Source organism: Stenotrophomonas sp. B1-1 (genome assembly GCF_010894375.1).
Taxonomy (GTDB): Bacteria; Pseudomonadota; Gammaproteobacteria; order Xanthomonadales; family Xanthomonadaceae; genus Stenotrophomonas.
On the sequence record NZ_JAAIUZ010000006.1, the window covers coordinates 138883 to 161128 of the forward strand.

The following is a 22246-nucleotide window of genomic DNA, read 5'->3' on the forward strand; positions in this document are numbered from 1 at the left end:
GGCCAGGACACGCGGTGAACCCATCCATGGGGCTCGTAGGCGCCATCCCTGGCGCCTGCGGTCCTGGCCAAGCCCCCGGCTTTGGCCCCTGCCCTCACGCATTCCGGCGGCGGACAGGAGGTCAACGGCAGGGCAGAAGCAAAAAAAAAACGGAGGCCGTTGGCCTCCGTTTTTTCCTATCTGGTGGGGGCCGACCGTTGGTCGGCCCTATCAGAATGCGTGCCGACCAACGGTTGGCACCTACTTGCCGGTCTTCACTTCGGTCCACAGGCGGGTGTAGAGCTTGTCGGTTTCCGGGGTGTTGATCGAGTAGGTGAACATCTTCGCGGCGACGTCGGCCGGGGGGTAGATGGTCGGGTCGGTGCGGATCGCTTCGTCCACCAGCGGGGTGGCGGCGGTCACCGGGTTGGCGTAGTGGATGAAGTTGGTGTTGGCTGCGGCAACCTTCGGTTCCAGCAGGTAGTTGATGAAGGCGTAGGCGGCTTCGGGGTGCTTGGCGTCCTTGGGGATGGCCAGCATGTCGAACCACTGCGGGGCGCCTTCCTTGGGGATCGAATAGGCCACGTGCACGCCGTTGCTGGCTTCTTCGGCGCGGTCGCGGGCCTGGATGATGTCACCCGACCAGCCCACCACCAGGCAGGTGCCGCCGTTGGCCAGCGAGCCCACGTACTGCGAGGAGTGGAAATTCTGCACGTATGGGCGGATCGACTTCAGCAGGTCGGCCGCCTTCTGCAGTTCGGCCGGGTCGCCGCTGTGCGGGTCCAGGCCCAGGTAATGCAGGGCGATCGGGATCATGTCGGCCGGCGTGTCCAGGATGGTCACGCCGCAGTCCTTCATCTTCGCGATGTTTTCCGGCTTGAAAATGAGGTCCCAGCTGTTGGCGATGTCGGCGCTGCCGCCGAAACGCTCCTTCAGCATGTCCACGTTGTAGCCGATGCCCGTGGTGCCGATCATGTACGGCACGCCGTACTTGTTGTCCGGGTCCTGGGTGGCGATGCGCTGCATCACCGACGGGTCCAGGTTGGCCAGGTTCGGGATCTTGCTCTTGTCCAGCGGCAGGAACACGCCGGCCTGGATCTGGCGGCCGAAGAAGTTCAGCGTGGGCACTACTACGTCGTAGCCGCTGTTGCCGGCCAGCAGCTTGGTTTCGACCATCTCGTCGCTGTCGAACACATCGTAGGTGACCTTGGTCCCGCTCTCCTTCTCGAAGTTCGGGATGGTGTCTTCGGCGATGTAGTCGCTGTAGTTGTAGACGTTCAGGACCTTGCTGTCCTGCGCGCCACCGTTGCCACCGCCGCCACAGGCGGCGAGCAAGGCGGAGGCCAGGCCGAGCGTGAGGATACGCAGCTTCATCGGGTGCTCCAGAATGCGGGTGGGGGGCCGGCCGGGCCGGCGACGGGTGCCAGCCTACCCCCCGGCGGCTCATTCATCAATTGTGGGCCTTCACACGTTCAACAGCAGGAATTCGCGCTCCCAGGAGCTGATGACGCGGAAGAAGGTCTCGTATTCCTTGCGCTTGACCGAGATGTAGGCCCGGCAGAAGCGTTCGCCCAGCAGGGCCTGCAGTTCGGCGCACTGTTCCAGCCCGTCCAGCGCCTCGCCCAGCGAGCGCGGCAGGTTGTAGCCCAGCTCCTTGGCGCTGTCGGTCACCGGGGCGTCCGGGGCCAGCCGCTCGCGGATGCCGAGCAGGCCGCAGGCCAGGGTCGCGGCCATCGCCAGGTAGGGGTTGGCATCGGATCCGGCGAAGCGGCTTTCCACCCGCATGTTCTCCGGCGTGTCCAGCGGCACGCGCAGGCCGCAGGTGCGGTTGTCATAGCCCCAGTGCGTGTTGCTGGGGGACACCTCGCCAAACACCAGGCGCCGGTACGAATTGACGTTCGGCGCGAAGAAGGCCATCGCCTGCGGCACGTACTTCTGCAGGCCGCCCAGGTAATGGCCGAACACCGGGCTGAACTCACCCTCGCCATGGGTCTCGCCGGTGAACACGTTGCTGCCGTCGCTCACCCGCACCAGGCTCTGGTGGATGTGCATGGCACTGCCCGGTTCGTTCTCCATCGGCTTGGCCAGGAAGGTGGCGTACACGCCGTGGCGCATGGCCGCCTCGCGCATGGTGCGCTTGAACAGGAATACCTGGTCGGCCAGGTCCATCGCGTCGGCATGGGTGAAGTTGACCTCCAGCTGCGCCGCGCCGGATTCGTGGATCAAGGTGTCCACGTCCAGCTTCATGGCATCGGCGTAGTCGTACATCAGGTCGAGGATGGGATCGAATTCGTTCACCGCATCGATCGAGTACGACTGCCGCGCCGTTTCCGGGCGCCCGGAGCGGCCGGCCGGCGGCAGCAGCGGGAAGTCCGGGTCGGTGTTCTTCTGCACCAGGAAGAATTCCAGTTCCGGTGCCACCACCGGGCGCAGGCCCAGTTCGGCATAGGCGGCCAGCACGCGGCGCAGTACGTTGCGCGGGGCCAGCTCGTGCGGCTCGCCGCTCTTGGTGTAACAGTCATGGATGACCTGCGCGGTGGCATCGGCCGCCCACGGCACCATGCGCACCGTGTCCGGGTCGGGGCGCAGCATCATGTCCGAGTCCGACGGCGAGGTCAGGTCGTAGTAGTCATCGGGAAATTCGCCGGTGACGGTGGTGGCGAAGATGCCCTCGGGCAGGCGCGTGCCGTAGTCGTGCGAGAACTTGTCGGCGGGGATGATCTTGCCGCGCGCGTTGCCGGTGATGTCCGGCACCAGGCATTCCACTTCGGTGATGCGCCGTTCCTTCAGCCAGCGCAGCAGGCTGCTTTCCTGCGGCTCGGGGGGCGTGGCCGTCTTGCGCGGGCGCGGTCGGGAACTCATCGGGCATCCAGTCGTTTCTGTTGGTACTGACGGCAAGCTTGGCCGAAAGCACGGAAAATAGCGTGATAGAACGGCGTCTGCGTGACACGCCACTCCGGGTGCCACTGTACGCCCAGCACGAAGCGGTGGTGGCCACTGCGTGCGGCTTCGACCAGACCATCGCTGGCGGTGGCCTCGACCTGCAACGCCGGTGCCAGCCGCGCAATGCCCTGCCCGTGCACCGAATTGACCTGCGCCGTGTCGCCGCCGTGCCACTGTGAAAGCCAGCCGCCGGCGACCAGTTGCACGCTGTGCGCCGGCCCGTACTGCACCTCGACCGGGGCCAGCGGATCTTCACGATGGTCGGCCAGGCCCGGCACGGCATGTACCTGCGGGTGCAGGCTGCCGCCCAGGCTGACATTCAGTTCCTGGAAGCCACGGCAGACCGCCAGCACCGGCAGGTCCAGCGCAAGGGCGGCCTGCAGCAGCGCGAACGCGTTGGCATCGCGCGCCGGGTCATGCGGGTTTCCCGGCCAGGTACGCCCGCCTTCGTAGTGCTGCGGCTCGATGTTGCTGACCGCCCCGGTCAGCAGCAGCCCGTCCAGATCCTGCAGCCAGTCTGCGGCAGGCAGTGGCGGTTGCAGGCTGGGCAGCAGCCACGGCGTCACCTCGGCGGCGTCCACCAGCGCGCGGACGTACTTTTCGCCAGCCACCGCGAAACGATGGTGGCCCATGACGGTGCTGTCGGTGGGCAGGCCCACCGCGGGCAGGCGGCGCATGCAGGACTCCTTGGCGTGCCTGCACGGTACCTGCGCCGTGGCCAGGGCGGCAAGGCGTCGCCATCACGTCCACGGGCACGCCGCTGGGCGAAACTACGCGGGTGAACAGCGCCTCCCCTGCCCCGTCCGAACCGCCCACCGCACGCCTGCGAGGGCCGCTGTGAGCGCGGCCTTCCCGCCCAGCTGGTACGCGGCCAGCCTGCCCGAGCCGTCGCCACTGCCGCCCCTGCAGGGCCAGGTGCAGGCCGACGTGGCGGTGCTGGGCGCCGGCTACACCGGCCTGACCGCCGCGCTGGAACTGGCCGCGCGCGGCTACCGGGTGGTGGTGCTGGAAGCGCAGCGGATCGGCTGGGGGGCGTCGGGCCGCAACGGCGGCCAGGCGCTGGTGGGCTACGGCTGCGAAGTGGACACGCTGGAGCGCGAGGTCGGCCGCGCCGACGCCCGCCTGCTGTTCGACTGGTCACGCGAGGCCGTGCAGGCAATGCGCCGGCGCATCGATCGCCATGCCATCGATTGCCACTGGGTGGAAGGCCACGCCAGCGTGGCCATCCGCGCCCGCCACGAGCGCGAGCTGCGGGGGCATTGCGAACACCTGCAGCGCCACTACGACTACCCCATGCAATGGTGGGACCGCCCCACCCTTGCCGCCCAGCTGGACAGCCCGCGCTACCGCGCGGCCATGTTCGACCCACTCAGTGCCCACCTGCACCCACTGGCCTACGCGCGCGGCCTGGCCGACGCGGCGCGTGCGGCCGGGGTAGTCATCCACGAACGCTCACCGGTGGTGCGGCTGCAGCGCGGTTCGGCGCCGGCCCTGCACACGGCCGCCGGCAGCGTGCACGCCCGCCATCTGGTGGTGGCGGGCAACGCGCTGCTGCAGGGCCTGTTGCCCGACCTGGAGCGCCGCATCATGCCGGTCGGCACCTACGTGGGCGCCAGCGCACCGCTGGGCGCCGAACGCGCGCGCGCATTGATCGCCAACAACATGGCGGTGGCAGACACCGCCTGGGCGCTGGACTACTTCCGCCTCAGCCACGACCACCGCCTGCTGTTCGGCGGCCGCGCCAGCTATTCGGCGCTGCCGCCGCCGGGCCTGCGCCGGGTGATGCAGCGGCGTATGCACCAGGTCTTCCCACAGCTGGCCGATGTAGGCCTGGAACAGGTCTGGGGCGGCTTGGTGGACATCACCCGCAACCGCGCCCCGCACTGGGGCCGGCTGGACCCGAACCTGTACTTCGCGCAGGGCTTTTCCGGCCACGGCGTGGCCGCGGCTGGGCTGGCCGGCGAGGTGATCGCCGCGGCGATCGCCGGCCAAAGCGAACGCCTGGACGTGTACCAGCGCCTGCACCACGCCCCCTTCCCCGGCGGGCGCCTGCTGCGGACCCCGCTGCTGGTGGCGGCCATGTCCTGGTACAAGCTGCGCGATGCCCTGTGGTAACCGCCTGATGTGAAAGTGTGAACCCGGTCAGCACCGGCGGCCCGCAGTGGGCACCGGCCGCCCCGGCACGCCGGTTGCAGGCAATTGCAAGCGTCCGCGTCAGCCGATACTGTCGCGGACTGGGGCCAGGTGCGATGCCTGGGTGGCGCTTACGCGCAGCAGCAAGGGAGGCTTGCGATTGAACTGGTGGACGAATGGAATTCGCCTGGATGTGCGTATCCGGCCGGCGGGGCTTGCTCTGGCGGCGCTGTATGCGCTTGCCTGCTGGGCCACCCGGCAGATTTCGCTGGACCAGTTCTACCTGCCGGCCGGCATCCGCGTGGCCGCGCTGCTGCTGTGCCCGCCCCGGCTGTGGGGCTATCTGATCCTGGGCGAATACGCCTACTTCGCGCAGATGCGCTACCCCATGGTCGACCGCTATGGCCTGCCGTGGGTGGTGCTGGCATCGGCCTGCCTGATACCGGCGGTCGCCCTGGTGGTGGGCCTGCACCGTCGTCGCCTGGCCACGGCCGGTGAAGGCTGGGTGCTGTCCATCGCCGCGTGGGCCGCGCTGGCCACCGCGGTACTGAAGCTGGGCCTGGCCCATCTGCTGTGGCCCACCCCGCCGTCCGATCCGGTGCTGGGCACCGCCGTGCGCTACGTGCTGGGCGACTACATCGCCATCATCACCGTGGTACCGCTGGCCCTGCTGTGGTCGCAGCGCAGTGCGGGCCATGACTGGTCCAGCTGGCGGCAGTGGCCGACGCTGGCATCGCTGGCGGCCCTGCTGCTGCTGGGCGGCACGGCAATCTGGGCCGGCGCCAGTTCCGATCCGGCCAAGACCAGCCTGCAGCTGCTGATGGCCCTGCCTGCGGTGGCTCTGACCTGCATGCACGGCTGGCGTGGCGCGGCGGTGGCCGTGCCGCTGTTGAACATGCTGATCAGCGTGGGCACGCCCAGCAGTGGCCTACCCGGCTCGTTCGACGAGCGCACCTTCATGACCGTACAGATCGTGGCGGTGGCCGGTACCGCGCTGCTGGCGCTGGGCTCGCGCATCAGCCAGCACTACCACCAGTACGCGCACCACGACCAGGCCGGTCGGCAGGCCGCCGACTTTTCCCGCAACGCGCACATCGCCAACGAAATGGACCTGCGCCAGCGTGCGTTGGCGCTGCGCCGGATTGCCGATGACATTGAAGCATCGCTGGGCGAGACCGCCGAACTGCTGAAGCTGCACGGCCACCACGAACCCGCGCGGCAACTGCTGGGCACCGCGACGAGCCATTCACGACAGTTCCGCGAGCTGACCAGCATGGTCTACCCGGCCGAGCTGGAGCAGCTGGGGCTGTACCTGGCCCTGCAGGCCAGCGGCATCCACCAGGCCTGGGACGCGACAGATCGCCTGGGCCGTCACCAGCTGCAGGGCGACCCCTGCCAGTTGAACCTGGGCCTGCAGTTGGCCACATACCGCACCCTGGCCGAGGCCGTGTCGCTGCTGCTGAACGGCGAGCGTGGGCAGATCCAGGTGCGCGCACGCTGCGGCCGACGCGGCGCGCAGCGCGGAATCGTAGTAACGGTGGGTCTGCTGGACCGCCACCGCACGCTGTCGGAGGAAACCATGGCACTGGCGCGGCGCCGGCTGAGCGCGCGGGCCATTGCCTACGGCGGCCGCGTGGACTGCCGTGGCAACCGCATCCGGATGCTGCTGCTGGATTCACCGGCGCAGGTGGAACAGGACGCCCCGCTGCGGGCACGGCTGGCGCCGCACGGCCTGGGTTGAGCGCAGCAACGACCGGCCCCGCATGCAGCAGGGCCGGTCATGCACCGTGCTTACTGCCCTTCGCCCGGCAGTTCCACCGACCAGATCGCATCGGCGCCCTTGCCGTAGACCACCAGCGAGAACTCGGCGCGGCGGTACACCACCTGGCGCGATGCGTTGGCCGGAATCACCAGACGCTGCGAGGGCAGCGAGGTCTTGGCCGGCGACTTGCCGGCCGGCAGGGTCCAGAACACGTTGTCCAGCGTGCCGACGATCAACTTCACCTGGCCGGTCAGGTCATTCACCTGGAAATAGGTGATGCCATCGCGCTGGAACCCATAGACCTGCCAGGCCGGATCCTGGCTCAGGTTCAGTGCGGCGGGCAGCGCTTCGCCCAGACCACTCTTGGCCAGCTGGATACCATTGCCGTCGCTGGGGCAGCAGGCGGCTGCAGCAATCATCGGCGTGGACAGCAGCGCAGCCGCTGCAATTGCGATACGCATACGGGAAAAACGCACGGGCAACCCCCTTGTGGATTGAATGTTGATGGGCGGCCAGGCACTGCCGCGTTCGCCTGGCACAACCGGTGTGCATCGGCGCGGGCACCGGCGGTGCCCAGGAACTCCGAGGGCCCCCGGCCAGGACGGTCGGGTAGCGGCACCGAGCATACCGGTCCGGGGCCAGCGCAGCCATGTGCCGCCCCCGCTGCCACCGGCCACCCTGGGCTAAAGTTTCGGCTGCAACGGCCGCTACCCCGGCCAAGCCCTCCCACGTGAGCCACCGCACCATGCCCGTCCTGCCGCAGGTCGTTGTCGATGGCGACCTGGCCGATCCCCTGCCGCAGCGGATCCTGCTGGTGGAAAATTCACGTGCGTTCACCGGCATGCTGCGCGAGGCGATCGAACAGCGCCTGGAGCTGCCTGTGGTGGTGGCGTCCACCCTGGCCGAGGCCGGCCGCCTGCTGAGCGAGGAAGACGGCTGGTTCCTGGTACTGACCGGACTGGTGCTGGCCGATGGTGACCGCGATGCGGTGGTCGAGTTCTTCCTGAAGCGCGATCTGCCCACCGTGGTGGTCAGCGGCGTGTATGACGAAGACCTGCGCAAGCGCGTGCTGCAGCAGCAGATCATCGACTATGTGCTGAAGAACACCCCGGGCAGCATCGATTACCTGGTCTGGCTGGTACAGCGGCTGGAGCGCAACCGGCGCATCGCCGCGCTGGTGGTGGACGATTCGCCATCCGCACGGGGTTATGCAGCCGCGCTGCTGCGCATGTACGGCCATGAAGTGTACGAAGCAGCCGATGGCAACGAGGGCCTGGCCGCCATCGAGGCCCATCCGGCCATCCGCCTGGCGGTAGTGGACCAGGAAATGCCGGGCATGCAGGGCGTGGAATTCACCCGCCGCCTGCGTACCCTGCGCTCGCGCGACAAGGTGGCGGTGATCGGTATTTCCGGCAACACCGACGCCTCGTTGATCCCGCGCTTCCTGAAGAACGGCGCCAACGATTTCCTGCGCAAGCCATTCTCGCGCGAAGAATTCTTCTGCCGCGTCTCGCAGAACGTGGACCAGCTGGAACTGATCGGTACCCTGCAGGATCTGGCCACCCGTGATTTCCTCACCGGCCTGCCCAACCGCCGCTGTTTTCTGGAACAGAGCCAGCGCCAGCTGCCGCAACTGCAGCTGCATGGCCAGAGCGTGGCGGTGGCGATGATCGACATCGACCACTTCAAGCACATCAACGATACCTACGGCCACGAAGCCGGCGACGATGCCCTGCGCGCCGTCGCCCGCGCGGTGGGCGACCATGCGCGCAGCCAGGACCTGATCGCACGCTTTGGTGGCGAAGAGTTCTGCCTGCTGGTGCCGGACATGGAACAGGACGAAGCGCTGCAGTACTTCGAGGAACTGCGCCAGCGCATCGCCGCGCTGCAGGTGGATATCGGCACCGCCACCCTGCGCATGACCGTCAGCATTGGCCTGTGCTGCCTGCAGCCGCAGCGCGATTCGCTGCACCGGCTGATTTCCGAAGCCGACCGCCAGCTGTACCTGGCCAAGGCCGGCGGCCGCAACCGGGTCAGCAGCACCACGGTGGCACCGCCGCAGCGCGCGCGTGAGCCTGCTTTATCCTGACACGCATGCTTTGATCCAGATCAACGCCGCCTGCCGGGCGCGCGCCTACAGTCGCACCCGACATCAGCATGAAGGGGGGCGCACGGATGGCACTACTGCTCTGGCAGGACGATCTGAACACGGGCATCGATGTGATCGACCAGCAGCATCGTCGCATCGTGGAAATGCTCAACCACCTGCACGTAGCGCAGTCCAGCCTGCAGCGGGTGGCGGTGGCCGAGGTGATCGACGAGGTGGTGGACTACACCATGTCCCACTTCGCGTTCGAAGAGGAATTGATGGAGGAAGCGGGCTACCCGTTCTGCGCGGCGCACAAGCGCGTGCATGAAATCTTCATCAAGCGCGTGGCCGAGTACCGGTTGCGTTTCCAGGCTGGCGAGGATGTCAGCGACGAGCTGCGCACCATGCTCTCGCGCTGGTTGTTCAACCACATCCGTGGCGACGACCAGGCCTATGCCGAGCAGGTGAAGGCGCACTTGAACCAGTTCACCCGCGAGCACCAGAGCGGCGGTTGGCTGGGCCGCACGCTCAAGCGCGTCTTCGGCTGACGGCCGTCAACGACCGCGCCGGTGCAGCGCCACCAGCGCGCACAGCGTGGCCACCGCGGTCAGGCACAGGTAGTAGCCCACCGCCACCAGTCCGAAGCGTTCGGCCAGCCAGGTGGCCAGATACGGTGCCGGCGCCGCGCCCAGGATGCCGGCCAGGTTGAACGACAGCGAGGCGCCGGTGTAGCGCACCTCCACCGGATAGATCTCAGCCAGGAAGGTGCCGCAGGGGCCGTAGGTCAGGCCCATCAGGAACAGCCCCAGGCACAGGAAGGTGAGCACCAGCCACGGGCTGTGCGCCTGGAACAGCGGCGCGAACAGCACACCGAAGCCCAGGATCAGCACGCTGGCGATGATCATCGTGCGGCGCGTGCCCCAGCGGTCGCCATAGCGCGCCGACAACGGGATGCCAATGGCGAAGAACAGCATGGCCACCATCTGCATCAGCAGGAACTGCTCGCGGCTGTAGCCCAGCACCGCGGTGCCGTGGCCCAGGCTGAACACCGTCATCAGGTAGAACAGCACGAAGGTGGCAAAGGCGCCCAGCGTGCCCAGCAGCATGGGTACGGCATGGTGGCGCAGCACGGTCCACATCGGCAGGCGCACCGGCGCCTTGCGATCCAGTGCCTTCTGGAAATCCGGCGTTTCGTGGATCTTCAACCGTACCCACAGCCCCAGCGTGACCAGCAGCGCGCTGGCCACGAACGGAATGCGCCAGCCCCACTGCAGGAAATCCTGCTGACTGAGCCAGCGCCCCAACAGCAGGAAAATACCCGCCGACAACAGGAACCCCAGCGGCGCACCCAGCTGCGGGAACATGCCGTACCAGGCGCGCTTGCCCGGCGGTGCGTTCTCGGTGGCCAGCAGCACCGCCCCGCCCCATTCGCCGCCCAGCCCCAGGCCCTGGCCGAAACGGCACAGGGCCAGCAGTGCCGGCGCCCATAGCCCGATCTGCGCATGGGTCGGCAGCAGGCCGATAGCGACAGTTGACAGCCCCATGGTCAGCAGCGCCGCCACCAGCGTGGCCTTGCGACCGATGCGGTCGCCGAAGTGGCCGAACACTGCCGAGCCCACCGGCCGCGCGATGAAGGCCACCGCGAAGGTCGCCAGCGACTGCAGCAGGGCCGCCTGGTCGCTGCTTTCCGGGAAGAACAGGTGCGGGAACACCAGCACCGCTGCGGTGGCATAGATGTAGAAATCGAAGAATTCGATGGTGGTGCCGATCAGGCTGGCCAGCAGCACACGGCGGGGCGAATTCACGGGGGCTGCAGCAGTGGAGAGCGTGGACATCGGCGAGGCGTGGAAGGTGGACCGACCGATTCTGCCACGCGCGGACGCCCTGACGAGACGATGGTTTCAGCCGACACCAAGACAACGGAATTTTTCTGGCCGGGCGTTACGCTGCGCCACCGGTTACTGCATGGATCAGCGCACGTTGCCGGTAGAGTCGAGCCTGCTCGACTGCCGTGCCGTTGTAGAGTCGAGCTTGCTCGACTGCCGTGCCGTTGTAGAGTCGAGCTTGCTCGACTGCCGTTCGCGAAGAGCAGTCGAGCATGGCTCGACTCTACAGAAAGCGAAGAGCGGTCGAGCATGGCTCGACTCTACAGAAAGCGAAGAGCAGTCGAGCAAGCTCGACTCTACAACTGGATCCAGGTGGCCTTGATCTCGCTGTACTTGTCGAAGGCATGCAGCGATTTGTCGCGGCCATTTCCCGATTGCTTGTAGCCGCCAAACGGCGCGGTCATGTCTCCGCCATCCCAGCCATTCACCCACACGCTGCCCGCGCGCAACTGGCGGGCCACGCGGTGGGCGCGGCCCAGATCGCGCGTCCACAACCCTGCGGCCAGCCCATAGCGACTGTCATTGGCCAGGCGCACGGCCTCGGCTTCGCCGTCGAAACCCAACACTGCCAGCACCGGCCCGAACACTTCTTCGCGGGCCAGCGCCTGTTCCGGCCGCACCTGGTCGAACACGGTGGGCTGCACGTAGCATCCGCCCGCCTCGACCTGCGCGCGTTGCCCACCCAACAGCAGGCGCGCACCGTCGGCCTCGGCGCGGGCGATATCGGCCAGCACTTTTTCCACGTGCGCCGCATCCACCAGCGCGCCCATCGGCGCGTCCGCTTCCAGCGGGTGCCGCGGCTGCATGTGCCGCGCGTACGCCAGCACCTGGTGCACGAAATCATCACGGATCGAGCGCTCCACCAACAGGCGCGCGCCCGCCGTGCAGACCTCACCCTGATTGAAGAAGATGCCCTGCGCCACGCCCTTGGCCGCGGCATCCAGATCCGGTGCATCGGCAAAGACCAGGTGCGGGCTCTTGCCACCGCACTCCAGCCAGACCCGCTTCAGATTGGAACGCCCGGCGTACTGCAGCAGCCGGGCGCCGGTGGCGGTGGAACCGGTGAAGGCCAGCACGTCCACGTCCATGTGCAGGGCCAGCGGTTCGCCCACGCGTTCGCCATGGCCCGGCAGCACGTTCAGCACACCGTCCGGCAGCCCGGCTTCGGCGGCCAGCGCGGCCAGCCGCAGCGCGCTCAACGGTGAGCGCTCGGACGGCTTCAGCACCACCGAATTGCCCATCGCCAGTGCCGGCGCGATCTTCCAGCAGGCCATCAGCAGTGGGAAATTCCACGGCACGATGGCCCCCACCACGCCGGCAGGCTCGCGACTGACCAGGCCCAGTTCGTGCGGCCCGGTGGGCGCTATCCCGCCGTACAGCTTGTCCACCGCCTCGGCCGTCCAGCTCAGGCAGCGCACCACGCCGGGCAGGTCGATGCGCCGCGCATCGCGCACCGGCTTGCCCATGTCCAACGTTTCCAGCAGCGCCAGTTCGTCGGCATGGTGTTCCACCAGCGCGGCAAGCGCCTGCAGCACGCGCTTGCGATGGGGCGGGCTGGCCTGCGACCAGTGGCCCGCATCGAACGCGCGGCGCGCGGCCAGTACCGCACGGTCCACGTCGTGTGCATCGCAGTCGGCCACCGGGCCCAGCAAGCGCCCATCGATGGGGCTGATGCAGTCGAAGCGCGCGCCGCTGGCTGCGTCCACGTAGCGGCCATCGATGAAGGCCTGCGATGGCAGGGCCAGTTGGCGGGCCAGTGCCTGCCAATGGCTGCGGTCGGGGAAGTCGGCCATGTCCGGTTCCGGGTGGAGAACTGCCCCGGTTATACCGCCACGCCCGCATTCCGCCCGTGAGCGGGCATCGCGCCCACCGGCTGCGCTACAGTCAGCGCAACGGACCCGACGGAGGCGGCATGAAGAATCCCGCGATCGACCCGCACGCGCTGGCGACCCAGCGCCCCGAATCGCTCGATGCGTACTGGATGCCGTTCACCGCCAACCGCCAATACAAGGGTGCGCCACGCATGCTGGTGCGCGCCGCCGGCATGCACTACGAAGATGTGGACGGGCGCAGCATCCTCGATGGCACCGCCGGCCTGTGGTGCTGCAATGCCGGCCACGCCCGTCCCGGCATCATCAAGGCCATCGCCGACCAGGCCGCCACGCTGGACTACGCGCCCGGCTTCCAGATGGGTTCGCCGCCGGCCTTCGCCCTGGCCCAGCGCCTGGCCGCACTGGCCCCGGCCAGCCTGAACCATGTGTTCCTGACCAGTTCCGGCTCGGAAGCGGTGGATACCGCGATGAAGATCGTGCTGGCCCACCATCGCCTGCGCGGCGAAGGCCAGCGCACCCGCTTCATCAGCCGCGAAAAGGGCTACCACGGGGTGGGTTTCGGCGGCATGGCGCTGGGCGGACTGCCCAACAACCGCAAACAGTTCGGCCTGCAACTGGGCGGCGTGGACTACCTGCGGCACACCCTGGACCTGGAGCGCAACGCCTTCAGCAAGGGCCTGCCGCGGCAGGGTGCCGAACTGGCCGATGACCTGGAACGGCTGGTCGCACTGCACGACCCGTCCACCATCGCCGCGGTGTTCGTCGAGCCGGTGGCCGGTTCGGCCGGGGTGATCCTGCCCGCCCCCGGCTACCTGCAGCGGCTGCGCGAGATCTGCGACCAGCACGGCATCCTGCTGGTGTTCGACGAAGTGATCACCGGCTTTGGGCGGGTCGGCATGCCCTTCGCAGCACAGCGCTTCGGGGTCACCCCGGACCTGCTGACCTTCGCCAAGGGCGCCAGCAACGGCGCCGTGCCGCTGGGCGGGGTGCTGGTCAGCGACAGCGTGCATGCCAGCTTCATGCAGGGCCCGGCGCAGGCGATCGAACTGTTCCATGGCTATACGTACTCGGGCCACCCGTTGGCCTGCGCCGCGGCGCTGGCTACGCTGGACATCTACGCCGAAGAACGGCTGTTCGAGCGCGCCATCGAGCTGGGCGAGTATTGGCAGGAACGCCTGCACGCGCTGCAGGGCCTGCCCAACGTGATCGACATCCGCAACTTCGGCCTGGTCGGTGCGGTGGAGCTGGCGCCGCGCCGCGATGCTCCCGGCAGCCGCGGCTACGAGGTGTTCCGGCGCTGCTTCCACGATGGCCGGCTGCTGGTGCGCTGCACCGGCGACATCATCGCGCTGTCACCGCCGCTGATCGTGGACAAGCCACAGATCGACCAGATCACCGGCATCCTGGGCGAGATGATCCGGGCCACCGCCTGAGCCGGGGCCGGACCGGGCGAGCGGGTACAATGGTCGGTTCCGCTCCTGCCTGTTGCCGTGCCCATGGATATCGTCGTCAAAGAAGAATTGAAGGCCTACATCGACCCGCTGACCGCCGACGAGCATGACGCGCTGGAGCGCAGCATCCTGGCCGAAGGCTGCCGCGATGCGCTGGTGCTGTGGGGCGATGTGCTGGTGGACGGCCACAACCGCTTTGGCATCTGCCAGAAACACGGCCTGCCGTTCAACACCGTGCAGAACACCCGCTTCCAGAGCATGGAAGACGTACACCTGTGGATGATCGAGCAGCACCTGGGCCGCCGCAGCGTGTCCGACTTCCAGCGCGGTGTGCTGGCCTTGCGCAAGCGTGACATCCTGTCCGCACGCAAGCAGGTGGAACAGGCGCAGCTGCAGCGCGAAAGCGATGGCACGGCCGACCCGGCCGACGACGCGGGCGAAGACAGCCCGCCGTGGGAACCGGCACCGAAGGTCAGCCGCGCGGAACTGGCCCGCGAAGCCAAGCTGAGCACCAGCCAGGTGGGCATGATCGAGCGCATCCACGCCCAGGCCGCGGCTGAAGTGGTAGAGGCAGTGAAGGCCGGGGTGATTTCGATCAGCGCGGCCGCCGCCGTGGCCGACCTGCCGGAAGAAGAGCAGCGCGCGGCTGCGGCCGGTGGCAAGGACGAGCTGAAGCAGGCCGCCAAGCGCGTGCGCGAATCCAAACGCAAGCCGCGCGCGCCGAAGCCCGAACCGGCCGAGATGGATTTCGAAGAGCCCAGCGACGACGAGGTGGCCAGCCGCGATGCCGAGGTGCTGTCGGCGCTGGAGCAGTTGGGCGAAGACGCGCCGGCACTGCGCCGCCGGGTGGTGGCGCTGACCCGCGAGAACGACACCCTGCGCGCGCAGCTGGCCGCACTGCGAAAGCAGCTGGAAGCCCTGTGATCGGCTGGCGCCGGGTCCTGCCCGGCGCCACCGTTGCGTTGGCGTCATCCGGTGCCGGTTAGACTGCGGCCATGACGTCTGCCATCGATCCGCGTCGCGCCCAGCTGCGGCGCCTGAAAGCCCTGGCCCTGGGCCTGCTGCTGCTGATGCTGGCCGGTTTCGCGGTCAGCCACTGGCAGGGTGAACGGGGCATCTGGGCCTGGGTGTCGGCCTTCTGCGAAGCCGCCGCGGTGGGCGCACTTGCAGACTGGTTCGCGGTGGTCGCGCTGTTCCGGCGGCCGATGGGGCTGCCCATTCCGCATACCGCCATCATTCCGCGCAGCAAGGAACGCATCGGCGACAGTCTGGCGCTGTTCGTGCGCGACCAGTTCCTGGAACCGGGCGTGCTGCTGGCCCGCCTGCAGGTGTTCGACCCGGCCGGCCGCCTGGGCAGTTGGCTGGCCGAACCCGAACGCGCGCGCATGCTGGCCGACATGGCCCGTGGCTGGGCCCTGCAGGCGCTGGATTTCTTCGATGAAGGCGCGGTGCGCCGGCAGCTGCATGGCTTCGTGGTGCAGCAGCTGCGGCAGTGGAACGCGGCGGCCACTGCCGGCGAACTGCTGGCCCTGCTGACCGCCGATGGCCGCCACCAGCGCGTGCTGGACGAAGGCCTGCAGCGGTTGGGCCGCTGGCTGGAACAGCCGGAAGTAAAAGAACGCGCCTCGCAGCTGATCGTGCGCTACATCCAACGCGAATGGCCCACGCTGTCCAGCACGGTGAACTGGGTGAAGCCGATCGACGAGATCGGCGACAGCCTGGCCGAGCGCTTGGCGCGGGCGGTGCTGGAGGAACTGCAGCAGGTACTGGCCGAGCCGCAGCATCCGCTGCGCCAGGATTACGAAACCTGGCTGCAGAACTACGTACAGCGCCTGCGCGATGATCCGGCGCTGGCCGAGCGCATCGAACAGCTGAAGCAGGAAATGATCGACCACCCTGCCCTGCAGGAGTACGTGCAGGGCCTTTGGTCGCGCATCCACGCCACGCTGCGCGCCGACCTGCAGCGCGACGATTCGGCGCTGGTGGGGCATCTGCAGCGCAGCCTGGCGTCGCTGGGGCAGACCCTGCAGGCCGACCCGGCCCTGCGCGATGCGCTGAACCAGCATCTGCTGGAAGGTGCGCAGCGCCTGACCGGGCGCCTGCGCGAAGGGGTGACCAGCCACATCGCGCAGACGGTGAAGGGCTGGGACGAGCGCCACCTGGTGGAACAGCTGGAACTGAGCGTGGGCCGCGACCTGCAGTTCATCCGTTTCAACGGCACCCTGGTGGGCGGGCTGATCGGGTTGTTGCTGCATGCCGCGACGGTGGTATTCCGGTTCTGAGGGGGGCGACAGGGCGGCGCCCTGTACCCGTGTAGAGTCGAGCCATGCTCGACTGAAGCAACGTCAAAAGCTGGCATTCCGTGGGATGGCGGGGTGGGTCCGGTTGCGGGGGACGCTGCAAGTCCCCCTCCGGGGCCCGGCCCAGCCGCTGGCGGCTGTGCGTTCGGGCGCTTGCGAAGCAGTGCTTCGCAAGCAAAGCGCCCTCACCCATGTAGGCTCGGTCGCCGCATCCATGCGGCTCACGCCCCCGCAACCGGACCCACCCCGCCTTCGACAGTTTCCCGCGATCTGTCGGAACGGCACGGGGTCGGATCCCGTTGCGCAGCAACGGGCTCTGACCCCAGCTGTGGTGGATGGCGCAGGCGTATTGCGCGACGGGGGTCACACTCCGTATGCTCCCGCGCCATGTGGGCCAGGGTGGCCCACGGGGGGATCCATGCAAAGGATGTTGGTTCTGCTGCCGCTGCTGCTGGCGGCCGGTGAGGCGTGCGCGCAGCGCGTGTACAAGTGCAACGACGGTGGCCGCACGATCTACCAGAGCACGCCCTGCCCGGCCGGGCAGGATACCGGGGTGACCCGACCGATCGTGCGTGACCCGAAACTGAGCTGGCAGGAGGCCGAGCGCGTGGACCGCGAGCTGCGCGTTGCGCGGCGCGAACTGCAGGCCAATGCCGGCCGTGGTGCCGCGCCGGTGACCGGCACGGTGATCGAGGCGGCCAGCAATGCCGAAGCCTGCGACAAGGCCCGCACGCGCCGCGAGCTGGCCGAGTGGTTCGGTTCGCGCACGCCCGCGCGCCAGCTCAACGACGACGTCACCCGCAGCTGCGCTTCACGCTGAAGCGCGGCCACGCCGCGGCGCGCGCGTACACACTTGATTAACGAAATGCGAATGCCTATCATTTACTGATCGGTTGTACGCTCAGCCACCCGGCGCCCCCACCGCGCTTCCGCCCGTGTACATCCCCGGCTCCTCGTGCGCCGACGGCCCTGGCCGTCAGCGCGTGGCGATGGGAGATGCCTCGGGTCGCGCGATTCCGCGCGGGCGCCCGCACGCATGGATTCCATCGCTGATGTTTTTCTCCTGCATGGAATCGCACTGCATGTCCCGACCGAACGTTCCCGTTGTTTCCCCATTGGCGCTGGCGCTGGCCATGCTGTTCTGCGCGCCGCTGGCCCACGCCGATGCGCCGGCCGATGCCGATGCGCGCACGCTGGACACGGTGAAGGTGACCGCCGATGGCGAGATCCAGAACAGCTACACGGTGAAGAACACCCGCAGTGCAACCAAGCTGGACCTGTCGTTGCGCGAGACGCCGCAGTCGGTCACGGTCATCACCCGCCAGCGCCTGGACGACATGGGGCTGTTCTCGCTGTCCGATGTGATGGGCCAGGTGACCGGCGTCACCGTGTCGGTCACCGACAGCGAGCGCATCAACTATGTCTCGCGCGGCTACACCATCGAGAACTTCCAGATCGATGGCATGCTCAACACCTTCGGTGGCTCGATCAAGACCAACACCGACAACGTGATCTACGAGCGCATCGAAGTGATCCGAGGCGCCACCGGCCTGACCACCGGTGCCGGCGATCCGTCGGGCACCATCAGCATGGTGCGCAAGCGCCCGACCGACACCGTGCAGATGGGCGCCAACCTGATCCTGGGCCGCTGGGGCAACCAGCGCATGGAAGTCGACCTGGGCGGCCCGATCGCCTGGGACGGCCGCATCCGTGCGCGCGTGGTCGCCGCCAAGCAGCAGAGCGATTCGTTCCGCGATGTCTACAAGCTCGACAAGGACGTGTTCTACGGCATCGTGCAGGCCGACCTGAGCGACAGCACCCTGTTCGAACTGGGTTACGAATACCAGTCGCCGCGCACCACCGGCGTGACCTGGGGCGTGGTGCCGTACTGGGGCGCCGATGGCAACCCGGCCAACCTGCCGCGCTCGACCAACCTGTCGGCGTCGTGGAGCAGCTGGCCGATGGTGGAAAAGACCACCTTCGCCCGCCTGGAACAGCAGCTGGGCAATGGCTGGTCGCTGAAGGGCAACGTGACCCATGCCGTGCGCGATACCGACGGCAGCGTCTGGTACGGCGCGGCCGGCAATCCGCGCCCGGACGGCACCGGCGTGACCGCCTATGTCTCGCACTTCAACGAACACAGCACCATGGACGTGTTCGACGTGAATGTCGGCGGCCCGTTCCAGCTGTTCGGGCGCGAGCATGAACTGGTGTTCGGCCTGGGCCAGGCGGTGCGCAAGGGCGAATCGGAGGCGACCTCGTTCGATACCAGCGCACCGGGCTACATGCAGGTTGCCGACTGGCGCCTCTGGACCGGTGACGTGCCGGTGCTGCCGGTCACCCGCTACGGCCGCCTGGCCTCGGAAAACGAGCTGCGCCAGCGCGCCGCGTACGTGGCCGCGCGCCTGCGCCTGGCCGACCCGCTGCTGGCCGTGGTCGGCGCCCGCTACGGCAGCTGGGAAACGCGCCAGTGGGCCTACGGCTACGATGCCAATGGCAACCGCAACCGCACCACCCGCACCGGCTACAAGCCCGATGACACCCTGACCCCGTACGCCGGCCTGGTCTACGACTTCAACGACATCTTCAGCGGCTACGTCAGCTACACCGACATCTTCAAGCCGCAGAACTACCGCGACCGCAACGGCAACTACCTGGAGCCGGTGGTCGGCGACATGTACGAAGCCGGCGTGAAGGCCGAGTTCTTCGGCGGCCTGCTCAATGCCTCGGCCGCGGTGTTTGAAGGCAAGCAGGACAACGTGGCCGAGATCGATGATTCGGTGCCGCTGAACTCGCTGCCCGACGGTGGCCAGGCCTACCGCTCCACCGGCCAGGGCAACAAGGTGAAGGGCTGGGAAATCGAAACCCAGGGCAGCATCGGTGAGCAGTGGAACGTGTCGGCGGGCTTCGCCCATACCAAGATCCGCAACGCCGCCGGCGTGCTGCAGCGGACCACCACCCCGCAGGACACCTTCCGCCTCAACGCCAGCTGGCGCCCCGGCGGTGCCGACAGCCGCTTCTGGCTGGGCGGCGGCGTGACCTGGCAGAGCAGCATCTGGAACAACAGCACCAAGCCGGTCGCCACCGGTGGCACGCAGAGCGCACGCATCACCCAGGACGCGTTCTATCTGCTGAACCTGGGCGGTGGCTACCGCTTCAACGAGAACTTCAGTGCGCAGGTGAACGTCAACAACCTGCTGGACAAGAAGTATTACAACAACGTCGGTTTCTACAACGGCGTGTACTGGGGCGAACCGCGCAACGTCACCATGACCCTGCGCTGGAAGCTCTGATGACCTGATGGATGGTGCCGGTTCTGCGACCGGCACCCGGCCAGGGATGGCCCCCCGGCGCACTTCGGTGCGCCGGCCTTCTTTCAACCAACCTGCAGGATTGCCGTGGATCGCTCGCCCGCTATTGCCAGCTCCCGCCTCAGCACCTTCTTCGCCAGCCCACGCTGGGGTGTGCTGTCCCGTTCGCTGGCCGCCATCTTCGGCGGCTACGCGCTGGCGTCGGTCACCAGTGTGTTCTGCGTGGTCGCCCTGCCCGGCGCGCGAGGGCAGACCGTGCTGACCGGCATGATGCTGGGCATCCTGATGGCCGCCTGCGCCGCGCTGTGGGCATTTGCCACGCGCAGCGCGCTGCGCGCCTGGGTGGGCATTCTGCTGCCCACCCTGCTGATGGCCGCGATCGCGCGCCTGCTGGGGGCCTGGGCATGAAGAACGGATTCCGCCAATCGATGGCCTGGCTGCACACCTGGACCGGCCTGCTGGTGGGCTGGCTGCTGCTGCTGATCTTCATGGCCGGCACCGCCAGCTACTACCGCGAAGAAATAAGCCGCTGGATGCGCCCGGAACTGCCCAGCGCGCGGGTCAGCACCGACGTGGCCGCGCAGCGCGCCGTCGACTACCTGCAGGCCAACGCCGGCAATGCCGAGATGTGGTACGTAACGCTGCCGCAGCCGCGCAACCCGGCCATGAGCACCTTCTGGCGCGTGCCCGCCGACCAGGCCGACCCGGCCAAGGGCCGTCGCGGCGCGTTCGGCGATGCCACCCTGGACCCCAACACCGGCAACGAACTGAAGGCGCGCGAAACCCGCGGCGGTGATTTCTTCTACCGCCTGCATTTCGACCTGCACTACATTCCGGTGTACTGGGCGCGCTACCTGGTCGGCTTCTGCGCGATGTTCATGCTGGTGGCGATCATCACCGGGGTGATCACCCACAAGAAAATCTTCAAGGACTTCTTCACCTTCCGCAAGGACAAGGGCCTGCGCTCGTGGCTGGATTTCCACAACGTGAGCGCGGTGATGGCGCTGCCGTACCACGCCATGATCACCTACACCGGCATCGTCACGCTGATGATCATGTACCTGCCGTGGGGGGTGAAGGTGGCCTACCCGCAGGATGAGGACAAGTTCTTCGCCGAAGCGTTCGGTGGCATGGCCGAGGTCAGCGAGCCGGCCCAGGGCAAGGCCGCACCGGTGGCCATCGCGCGCCTGCTCGACAGCGCCCGCGCGCACTGGCACGGCGTCGAAGTGGCTGGCTTCACCATTTCCAACCCCGGTGCGGGCAATGCGGTGATCGACATCCGCCAGCGTGATGGCAAGCGCCTGTCCATCGACACCCCGTCGCTGCGCTACGACATGGTCAACGGCACGCTGCTGCAGGAAAGCCCGCCTTCCGGCGGTGCCACCGCCACCCGCGGTGTGCTGTACGGCCTGCACCTGGCGCGCTTTGCCGATTGGGGCCTGCGCGCCCTGTTCTTCCTCTCCGGCCTGACCGGCTGCCTGATGGTGGCCAGCGGCGTGGTGCTGTGGGCGGTGAAGGAACGGCCCAAGCATGCCAAGAGTGGCCGCATCGGTTTCGGCCTGCGCCTGGTCGATGCGCTGAACATCGGCGCGGTGGCTGGCCTGCCGATCGCCTTCGCGGCCTACTTCTGGGGCAACCGCTTGCTGCCGCTGGACCTGGCCGAACGCTCCAGCGCCGAAGCCAACGTGTTCTTCTACGCCTGGGGCGCGGCGCTGCTGGCCGCCTTCATCTGGCCCAAGCGGATGATGTGGGCCTGGCAGCTGTATCTGGGTGCAGCGTTGTTCGCACTGGTGCCGGTGGTCAATGCACTGACCACCCACGCGCACCTGGGCGTGACCCTGCGCAACGGTGACTGGGTGCTGGCCGGGTTCGATCTGTCGATGCTTGCCTTCGGCGCGATGCTGGCCCTGTGTGGCTGGCGCATGCAGCGCTGGACGCCGCCGTTGAGCGCGGCCGAGAAGAAGAAACGCGCGGCGGCGGCAGCGGCAACCAAGGCGCCGGTTGCGGCGACCGAAGTGGAGGCTGGCGCATGATGCTGCTGGCCCTGACCCTGTCGTTCGCTGCGTTCACCGCGCTGTCGCTGGCAATGGAAAAACACCAGCAGGACCTGCATGGGAAGGCCGCGGCGGCACCGGCACGGCGCACGCAATGGCGCGTGCTGGGCTGGGCGCTGCTGGTGGTGGCCTTCGCCCTGTGCGTGGTCGACCACGGCTGGGCCATGGGCCCGGTGCTGTGGCTGGGTGCGCTGACCCTGGCCGGCGTGCCGCTGGCCTTCGGCCTGTACCCGTACCGCCCGCAGTGGATCGCACCGCTGGCCATCGCCCTGCCGCTGCTGGGCCTGCTGGTGGCGCTGCTGTAACCGCACGTGGGGTCGGATCCCCTGAGCACAGCGCAGGGGCTCTGACCCCATAGACGGCGCCATCCACGCATGGCGTGGATCTACTGGCCACAAGGGTCCCTGCAAGGCGCAGTCGAGCAAGGCTCGACTCTACAGAAGCCGGTTCCGATGGGCTCCGCGATCATCCTGGGGTCGGATCCCGTGCGCGCAGCGCAGGGGCTC

Annotated in this window: 18 protein-coding genes; 12 read left to right on the top strand and 6 right to left on the bottom strand. The window is 68.0% G+C overall.

The genetic code is table 11. The annotated features are described in order from the left end of the window. Positions 1–240 precede the first annotated feature (240 nt). The 3 genes from G4G00_RS05300 to G4G00_RS05310 form a co-directional block, all read right to left on the bottom strand. The gene (locus G4G00_RS05300; RefSeq protein ID WP_108761659.1) at positions 241–1353 is read right to left on the bottom strand and encodes a polyamine ABC transporter substrate-binding protein; all 1113 of its coding nucleotides are present in this window, start codon (positions 1351–1353) and stop codon (positions 241–243) included. A gap of 90 nt (positions 1354–1443) precedes the next feature. Beyond that, on the bottom strand, positions 1444–2841 hold the full coding sequence (locus tag G4G00_RS05305) for a glutamine synthetase family protein (protein WP_164271688.1): 1398 nt from the start codon (positions 2839–2841) through the stop codon (positions 1444–1446). Next, entirely contained in the window at positions 2838–3599 is a 762-nt protein-coding gene (locus G4G00_RS05310) for a gamma-glutamyl-gamma-aminobutyrate hydrolase family protein (RefSeq protein WP_164271691.1), read from the bottom strand. The genes G4G00_RS05305 and G4G00_RS05310 overlap by 4 nt, the downstream gene beginning before the upstream one ends. A gap of 199 nt (positions 3600–3798) precedes the next feature. Between G4G00_RS05310 and G4G00_RS05315 the strand changes: the two genes are divergently transcribed. Further along, the gene (locus G4G00_RS05315) at positions 3799–5037 is read left to right on the top strand and encodes an FAD-binding oxidoreductase (protein ID WP_240336088.1); all 1239 of its coding nucleotides are present in this window, start codon (positions 3799–3801) and stop codon (positions 5035–5037) included. Positions 5038–5215: 178 nt separating this feature from the next. Further along, complete coding sequence (locus G4G00_RS05320) at positions 5216–6796, top strand: MASE1 domain-containing protein (protein ID WP_234414668.1); 1581 nt, start codon at positions 5216–5218, stop codon at positions 6794–6796. 50 nt (positions 6797–6846) lie between these two features. Here G4G00_RS05320 and G4G00_RS05325 read toward each other — a convergent pair whose 3' ends face one another. Beyond that, positions 6847–7278, bottom strand: coding sequence for a hypothetical protein (locus G4G00_RS05325; RefSeq protein ID WP_108749131.1), 432 nt, complete (start codon positions 7276–7278; stop codon positions 6847–6849). Between the two features lie 284 nt (positions 7279–7562). Between G4G00_RS05325 and G4G00_RS05330 the strand changes: the two genes are divergently transcribed. Together G4G00_RS05330 and G4G00_RS05335 are read left to right on the top strand one after the other, a co-directional pair. Continuing rightward, complete coding sequence (locus G4G00_RS05330) at positions 7563–8906, top strand: diguanylate cyclase (protein WP_108754764.1); 1344 nt, start codon at positions 7563–7565, stop codon at positions 8904–8906. Between the two features lie 86 nt (positions 8907–8992). Further along, positions 8993–9454 (top strand): bacteriohemerythrin, encoded by a 462-nt coding sequence (locus G4G00_RS05335; RefSeq protein ID WP_164271697.1) that lies wholly within the window; start codon positions 8993–8995, stop codon positions 9452–9454. Between the two features lie 6 nt (positions 9455–9460). On the opposite strand, the gene G4G00_RS05340 is transcribed toward G4G00_RS05335, so the two are convergent. Together G4G00_RS05340 and G4G00_RS05345 are read right to left on the bottom strand one after the other, a co-directional pair. Next, on the bottom strand, positions 9461–10741 hold the full coding sequence (locus G4G00_RS05340; RefSeq protein WP_108752652.1) for an MFS transporter: 1281 nt from the start codon (positions 10739–10741) through the stop codon (positions 9461–9463). A gap of 347 nt (positions 10742–11088) precedes the next feature. Continuing rightward, positions 11089–12585, bottom strand: coding sequence for an aldehyde dehydrogenase (locus G4G00_RS05345; protein ID WP_164271700.1), 1497 nt, complete (start codon positions 12583–12585; stop codon positions 11089–11091). Positions 12586–12704: 119 nt separating this feature from the next. On the opposite strand from G4G00_RS05345, the gene G4G00_RS05350 reads away from it, so the two are divergent. From G4G00_RS05350 to G4G00_RS05385, 8 genes are all read left to right on the top strand, one after another. Next, positions 12705–14057 (top strand): aspartate aminotransferase family protein, encoded by a 1353-nt coding sequence (locus tag G4G00_RS05350; RefSeq protein WP_108752650.1) that lies wholly within the window; start codon positions 12705–12707, stop codon positions 14055–14057. Between the two features lie 63 nt (positions 14058–14120). After that, positions 14121–14999 (top strand): plasmid replication/partition related protein, encoded by an 879-nt coding sequence (locus tag G4G00_RS05355; RefSeq protein ID WP_164271703.1) that lies wholly within the window; start codon positions 14121–14123, stop codon positions 14997–14999. 71 nt (positions 15000–15070) lie between these two features. Beyond that, a complete protein-coding gene (locus G4G00_RS05360) occupies positions 15071–16357 on the top strand; it encodes a DUF445 family protein (RefSeq protein WP_108752648.1) in 1287 nt (428 codons plus the stop codon). A gap of 445 nt (positions 16358–16802) precedes the next feature. Continuing rightward, on the top strand, positions 16803–17195 hold the full coding sequence (locus G4G00_RS05365; RefSeq protein WP_159091884.1) for a DUF4124 domain-containing protein: 393 nt from the start codon (positions 16803–16805) through the stop codon (positions 17193–17195). A 262-nt stretch (positions 17196–17457) separates the two neighbouring features. After that, positions 17458–19668 carry a TonB-dependent siderophore receptor gene (locus G4G00_RS05370; protein WP_164271706.1) on the top strand — a complete coding sequence of 737 codons (2211 nt, stop codon included), beginning with the start codon at positions 17458–17460 and terminating at the stop codon, positions 19666–19668. A 105-nt stretch (positions 19669–19773) separates the two neighbouring features. Continuing rightward, positions 19774–20094, top strand: coding sequence for a DUF3649 domain-containing protein (locus tag G4G00_RS05375; RefSeq protein WP_108752646.1), 321 nt, complete (start codon positions 19774–19776; stop codon positions 20092–20094). Beyond that, on the top strand, positions 20091–21719 hold the full coding sequence (locus G4G00_RS05380) for a PepSY-associated TM helix domain-containing protein (protein ID WP_164271708.1): 1629 nt from the start codon (positions 20091–20093) through the stop codon (positions 21717–21719). Before G4G00_RS05375 ends, G4G00_RS05380 begins: the two co-directional genes overlap by 4 nt. Continuing rightward, positions 21716–22045, top strand: coding sequence for a DUF3325 domain-containing protein (locus G4G00_RS05385; protein ID WP_108752644.1), 330 nt, complete (start codon positions 21716–21718; stop codon positions 22043–22045). Before G4G00_RS05380 ends, G4G00_RS05385 begins: the two co-directional genes overlap by 4 nt. Positions 22046–22246 lie beyond the last annotated feature (201 nt).